Source organism: Verrucosispora sp. SN26_14.1 (genome assembly GCF_004307965.1).
Lineage (GTDB): Bacteria > Actinomycetota > Actinomycetes > Mycobacteriales > Micromonosporaceae > Micromonospora.
The window spans coordinates 1-5,875 of the sequence record NZ_SISL01000365.1; the positions used below are offsets into that span (position 1 = coordinate 1).

6 protein-coding genes are annotated in these 5,875 nt (G+C 69.1%); 4 read left to right on the plus strand and 2 right to left on the minus strand.

What is annotated here, in order from left to right; all coding sequences use genetic code 11:
- Positions 1 to 248: 248 nt before the first annotated feature.
- Both EYA84_RS24505 and EYA84_RS24510 read right to left on the minus strand, forming a co-directional pair.
- Positions 249 to 455, minus strand: a complete 207-nt coding sequence (locus EYA84_RS24505; protein ID WP_131055740.1) for a DUF397 domain-containing protein — start codon at positions 453 to 455, stop codon at positions 249 to 251.
- Positions 452 to 1,237: a helix-turn-helix transcriptional regulator gene (locus EYA84_RS24510; protein WP_131055742.1), complete on the minus strand. Its 786-nt coding sequence runs from the start codon at positions 1,235 to 1,237 to the stop codon at positions 452 to 454. Before EYA84_RS24510 ends, EYA84_RS24505 begins: the two co-directional genes overlap by 4 nt.
- A gap of 430 nt (positions 1,238 to 1,667) precedes the next feature.
- Here EYA84_RS24510 and EYA84_RS24515 point away from each other — a divergent pair, with 430 nt between their 5' ends.
- The 4 genes from EYA84_RS24515 to EYA84_RS24530 all read left to right on the plus strand — a co-directional run bounded on the left by EYA84_RS24515 (position 1,668) and on the right by EYA84_RS24530 (position 5,749).
- The gene (locus EYA84_RS24515) at positions 1,668 to 2,435 is read left to right on the plus strand and encodes a flavin reductase family protein (RefSeq protein WP_131055748.1); all 768 of its coding nucleotides are present in this window, start codon (positions 1,668 to 1,670) and stop codon (positions 2,433 to 2,435) included.
- A gap of 194 nt (positions 2,436 to 2,629) precedes the next feature.
- Entirely contained in the window at positions 2,630 to 2,983 is a 354-nt protein-coding gene (locus EYA84_RS24520; RefSeq protein ID WP_131055744.1) for a DUF485 domain-containing protein, read from the plus strand.
- A 5-nt stretch (positions 2,984 to 2,988) separates the two neighbouring features.
- A complete protein-coding gene (locus tag EYA84_RS24525) occupies positions 2,989 to 4,656 on the plus strand; it encodes a cation acetate symporter (protein WP_131055749.1) in 1,668 nt (555 codons plus the stop codon).
- A 118-nt stretch (positions 4,657 to 4,774) separates the two neighbouring features.
- Positions 4,775 to 5,749, plus strand: coding sequence for an NAD-dependent epimerase/dehydratase family protein (locus tag EYA84_RS24530; protein ID WP_131055746.1), 975 nt, complete (start codon positions 4,775 to 4,777; stop codon positions 5,747 to 5,749).
- The last annotated feature ends 126 nt before the right edge of the window (positions 5,750 to 5,875 follow it).

The window sequence follows — 5,875 nt, forward strand, 5'->3', positions numbered from 1 at the left end:
GGCGCGCACTCGCGGGCGGCGCGCACTCGCGGGCGGCGCGCATGATCACGCTCGATGCAGGATCGAGTGGTTAACGAGCGACGACGAGACCACTCGATCCTGGATCGAGCGTGATCTTCGGAGAGGGTCGCACGCCATGCGCGACCGGTGCGGTGCGGGGTCGCAGAGCCTGCCCACCAGTACGACCGCCTGGCCTGGAAAGCCGTTCGCGCCGTCCGGGGTGCGTCGCGCGCCCCGGCAGGGGTCGGTCAGCGGGCGGCGGGGGTCGATGCCTCGCGGGCGAGGTCGAGGAAGGACCGCCAGGCGGTCGGCGCGAAGGTGAGCGACGGGCCGGAACGATCCTTGCTGTCCCGCACCAGCACCAGCCCAGGCAGGTTGTCCGCCACCTCGACACAGTTGCCGCCGGTGTCACCGGACCGGGTCGACGTGCGCCAGCGGGGTTCGGCAGCGGTCATGGCGTCACCTTGAGCTTTCGGATCAGATCCAGCGAGGCGCTCGTGGACAGTGCTTCGCCGAGCAGGCTATCCCACTTCCGGTCGATCAGGCGGACCGTCTCGGGGTCGTTGACCACGTGCCCGCGAGCGGCGTTTTCCAGGTAGATCGCCTGCTCGCCGTCCGGCAGCTCGGCCAGCACGAAGCCGCCGATCAGGCCGACATGCTCGCCGACACTCACCGGTACGACATGCAACCGAACTTGCGGTAGCTCGACAATCTCCAGCAGTCGACCAAGCTGTGCGTCGAGCACTGCCGGACCGCCGACGGGCCGCCGCACCACATTCTCGTCGAGCAGGAAGACGCACTGCGGTGGATCATCACGGCGCAACAGCTCTTGGCGCTCCATTCGGACGGCCACCAGTTCGTCCACCATTGCCGGTGGTTGGAGTCCACCGGCCGAGATGACGGCTCGGGCGTACTCCTCGGTCTGGAGCAGGCCCGGCACCAGACAGGGCTCGAAGGCGCGCAGCCTGGTCGCCTCCTGCTCGTAGCCGCGCCACGCCGCGAACCAGGAGGGACCGCGTTCCCGGTCGGCCTCCTTGAGTAGTTCGGCGAGCAGGCCACCGGTCTGCAGCGCCTCGTCGGCGGCCACGGCGAACTCCATCGTCGGTCGGCGGCGGCCCGTCTCGATGGCGGCGATCAGCGACGGACTCCACTTGATCAGGGTGGCGAGTCCCTCCTGGGAGACGCTGACAGCGGCACGGGCGGCCTTCAACGCCCTGATCCACATCTCGAAGTTCATCACTCACCCATCCGGTAAGTACGCGAACGCGCCGAGTAGTAACCGCTGGCATCCTCCCCTGCGGCGAGTGCGGAGTCCAGGGTGGAAACGCGCGGCCCGGCCAGTGGAGGCGACGACCCGGTGGCTGGTCCTGCGTCGGGTCGCCCCGGCCTTTCCCCCGGCCGGGGCGACCCCCACAGTTCAGAGGAGGCCATCCCATGTCCACCGCGCTCCCCGGGTGTCGAGATGCCGCACTGCGGTCGTACCGCCGCTCGTCGCCATCGACGGCGGCCCCGGACGCCATGCCCCGACCCGGCCGACTGGCGCACTCTCGCGCAGAGTCGGCGGGCGGACGGAGACCGCTGGTGATCCGGGCATCTGCCGCGCCGGAAGGACCAACTCGGCACGGACGGTCGGATCGACCGTGAGCCGCGTCGTCCCGCACGTGCCGATGCGACCGCTCTGGCGGTGTCGATCCTGTGGAGCGCACTGGCCCTGCCAGCCCGCCCGCCTGTCGCTGCTGGTCGAGTACCGCGAGGACCGGACCGCACTCCTGGTGTATCTCGGGCTCCTGATGACGGAGGCCCACGCCCAGCTCAGCCAGCTCGACACGCGACTCGACCCGGCCAGCCTGCACGAACGGTTCCTGACCTGGGCACGGGCCCGCGAACCCGCTGGGCGGGTCACAATGTTTCACGTGAATCATCAGCCGGGTGCCCAGATCCACCACACCGACCCGTTCGCCGTGCCGACGGGCGACCGTTCGCCGGCACGGCGGCTGCGAGGTCGGCTCGCCGCGCCGGTGACGCTCTGGACGGCACCCGGACCGGCCGGGCTGACGGTCTCCTCCACGCTGGTGGCCGAGGGCGAGCCGGACCGCCTGCTCGGCCTGATCGACGCCGAGTCCGACCTGTGGGCGGCGGTGGAGGAGGCCGGGCGCTTCGCGGTCGCGCCGCTCGGCCCGCCGCACCGGCAGCTCGCCGACCGGTTCGCCGGGCTGTTCCCGTCGCCCGGTGGCCTCTTCGCCACCGGCGCCTGGACCGAGACGCCCTACGGCCCGGTGCCCGCCGACGCCGGCGGGTGGGCGGGGTGCCGGCTCGACAGCGCCCGGGAGTACGGCTGGAGCCTGCTCGTCGAGGCGACCGTCGAGCAGGTGGAGCTCGGCGACGACATCGCGCCGTTGCTGCATCATCGGGGCCGCTACCGCGAACTGGGCTGACCGCGGGGCCGGCAGCGGACGAACCTGGACGGATCTCACCTACCGCTCAACGGAGTGAGCTGAGTCACTCGGCGCAGCCATCCTGCCACTCGGCGCAACCGTCGACCGACACCGATATCAGCCTTCTCCGGCGGGGAGTCCGCTTCTTACCGTGCGCGGGACTCCTGACGTCTGTGAAGGTGGTGATCCACACAATGTCCACGGACACACCCGCGACCGCGCCGACCGATTCGACGCCCGAGCGGTACCTCGCGGTCCAACGGTCGGACGAGTTCGCCGGGCTGCGCCGCGCGCTGCGCGGATTCGTCTTCCCGATGACCATCGCGTTCTTCCTGTGGTACGCGCTCTACGTGATCCTCTCGGCGTACGCCCGAGACTTCATGGGCACGCGACTGTTCGGCAGCAACATCAACGTGGCGCTGGTCTTCGGCCTGCTCCAGTTCGTCACCACCTTCCTCATCGCCTGGCTCTACAGCCGGTACGCCGACCGGAAGATCGATCCGGTGGCCGACAGGATCCGTGACGAGTTGACCGGCGGTGAGTCGTGACCACGATGATCCTCGCGGTCGAGGCGGGCAACACCACGGCCCGGAACCTGACCATCGTGCTCTTCCTGACCTTCGTCGCCGCCACCCTGGGCATCACGATCTGGGCCAGCCGACAGACCAAGACCGCCACGGACTTCTACGCGGGCGGCCGGTCGTTCTCGGGCTTCCAGAACGGCATGGCGATCGGCGGCGACTACATGTCCGCCGCGTCCTTCCTGGGCATCGCCGGCATCATCGCCCTCTACGGCTACGACGGCTTCCTCTATTCGATCGGCTTCCTGGTGGCCTGGCTGGTGGCCCTGCTGCTGGTCGCGGAACTGCTGCGGAACTCCGGCCGGTACACGATGGCCGACGTACTCGCCTTCCGGATGCGGCAGCGTCCGGTGCGTACCGCGGCGGCGGTTTCCACCATCACCGTGTCGATCTTCTATCTGCTGGCCCAGATGGTCGGCGCGGGCGCACTGGTGGCACTGCTGCTCGGCATCCGTCCCGGCACCACGTTCCTGGGCATGGACGCCAGCACCGCCAAGGTGGCGACCATCATCCTGGTCGGCGCTCTCATGATCATCTACGTCACCGTGGGCGGCATGAAGGGCACCACGTACGTGCAGATCGTCAAGGCGTTCCTGCTGATGGGCGGCGCGCTGCTGATGACCCTGCTGGTGCTGGCGAAGTACAAGTTCAACCTGTCCTCGCTGCTGGGTGACGCGGCGGCGAGTTCCGGCCAGGGCACCGCGTTCCTCGAACCCGGGCTGCGGTACGGCGTCGAAGTCGCCGGCAACGCGACACAGACCTTCTACAACAAGGTCGACCTGCTCTCCCTCGGTATCGCCCTGGTGCTCGGCACCGCCGGTCTGCCGCACATCCTGATCCGCTTCTACACCGTGCCGACGGCGAAGGCGGCCCGCAAGAGCGTGCTCTGGGCGATCGGCATCATCGGCTCGTTCTACCTGCTCACCCTGGCCCTCGGCTTCGGTGCGGCGGCGATGGTCGGTGGTGCGGCCATCCGGGAACAGGACGCGGCCGGCAACACCGCCGCGCCACAGCTCGCCGAGGTGCTCGGGATCGAGTTCTTCGGCGGCGACCTGGGCGGCGCGGCGATGCTGGCGGTCATCGCAGCGGTCGCCTTCGCCACCATCCTGGCGGTGGTCGCCGGGTTGACCCTGGCGTCGTCGTCCAGCCTGGCGCACGACTTCTACGCCAACGTCATCAAACGCGGCAACACGTCGGAGCGCCAGGAGGTACGCGTCGCCCGGATCTCCGCCCTGGTGATCGGCGCGATCGCCATCGCTCTGTCGATCTTCGCGCAGAACCTGAACGTGGCGTTCCTCGTGGCACTGGCCTTCGCGGTCGCCGCCTCCGGCAACCTGCCGGCGATCCTCTACAGCCTGTTCTGGAAGCGCTTCAACACCTCGGGCGCGGTGTGGGCGATCTACGGCGGTCTGCTGGCGGCCGTACTGCTGGTGTTCTTCTCGCCGGTGGTCTCCGGAGCACCGACGGCGATGTTCCCGGACCACGACTGGCAGTGGTTCCCGCTGTCCAACCCGGGCATCCTGTCCATCCCGTTCGGCTTCCTCTGCGGGTGGATCGGCACCCTCGTCTCCAAGGAGAGCGACGAGGACAAGTACGCCGAACTGGAGGTGCGTTCGCTGACCGGCGCCGGCGCGCACTGACGACCCATCGGCGGGCACCGAGCGTCTATCGGCACGCCGGTGCCTGCCGAGTTGTTAGTAGGGGTCCCCTGTAGGACGCGAGGCGTTAGCAGGGGACCCCTCCTTTAGTCTGGTCGGCGTGAAGGTTGAGCAGCGTTTTGGTCCCGGTCACCGCGTCCTGGTCACCGGCGGTGCCGGTTTCGTCCCGTCGCACCTGGTGGATTCCCTGATCGGTCGCGGTTGCACGGTGGTCGCACTGGACAACTTCGTCACCGGGTCGAAGGAGAACGTCGCCCATCTGCTCGACGCGCCCTCCTTCACGCTGGTGGAGGCGGACGTCTCCGACGGGCTGCCGGACCATCCCGCGCTGGCCGAACGGTTCGACGCGATCCTGCACATGGCGTCCCCGGCGAGCCCGACGGACTTCGAGAAGCTACCGGTGGAGATCCTGCGGGTGGGTTCGGTCGCCACCCTGCACCTGCTGGAGCGCGCCGCCACCGACGGTGCCCGGTTCCTGCTGGCCTCGACCTCCGAGGCGTACGGCGACCCGAAGGAGCACCCGCAGCGGGAGACGTACTGGGGCAACGTCAACCCGATCGGCATCCGCAGCGTGTACGACGAGGCGAAGCGCTTCTCCGAGGCCGCGACGATGGCGTACCGGCGCAGCCGGGGCGTGGACACCGCGATCGTGCGGATCTTCAACACGTACGGCCCGAGGATGCGGCCGGACGACGGGCGGGCCATCCCGACCTTCGTCTCCCAGGCGCTGCGCGGCGAGGCGATCACCGTGCACGGCACCGGCAACCAGACCCGCTCGATCTGCTACGTGGCGGATCTCGTCCGGGGCATCCTGCTGCTGCTCGACTCGACCGAGAGCGGTCCGGTCAACTGCGGCACCGAGCACGAGATGAGCATGCGGCAGCTGGCCGAGACGATCGTGTCACTCTGCGAGAGCAAGTCCGAGGTGACCTACGTCACGCGCAGTGCCGACGATCCGGAGATGCGCCGTCCCGATCTGACCCTCGCCCGTGAGGTGCTCGGCTACGAGCCCTCCGTCGCGCCCGAGGTGGGCCTGCGACGCACGATCGAGTACTTCCGCGAGCGGATCGGGTAGCACCGGCACCGGCACCGGTCGGGTTTCACGACGGGCGACAGTGGCGGGGCCTGCGTACCCTGAGTTACATGTCAGCCACCAACTCCGCCGCACTGCCGGCCCTCCACCCTGTCTCTTATACACACT

Excerpts from the sequence above, each read along its gene's own strand:
- EYA84_RS24505 (WP_131055740.1), bottom strand. The coding sequence starts at position 455 with ATGACCGCTGCCGAACCCCGCTGGCGCACGTCGACCCGGTCCGGTGAC.
- EYA84_RS24510 (WP_131055742.1), bottom strand. The coding sequence starts at position 1,237 with ATGAACTTCGAGATGTGGATCAGGGCGTTGAAGGCCGCCCGTGCCGCT.
- EYA84_RS24515 (WP_131055748.1), top strand. The coding sequence starts at position 1,668 with ATGCGACCGCTCTGGCGGTGTCGATCCTGTGGAGCGCACTGGCCCTGC.
- EYA84_RS24520 (WP_131055744.1), top strand. The coding sequence starts at position 2,630 with ATGTCCACGGACACACCCGCGACCGCGCCGACCGATTCGACGCCCGAG.
- EYA84_RS24525 (WP_131055749.1), top strand. The coding sequence starts at position 2,989 with ATGATCCTCGCGGTCGAGGCGGGCAACACCACGGCCCGGAACCTGACC.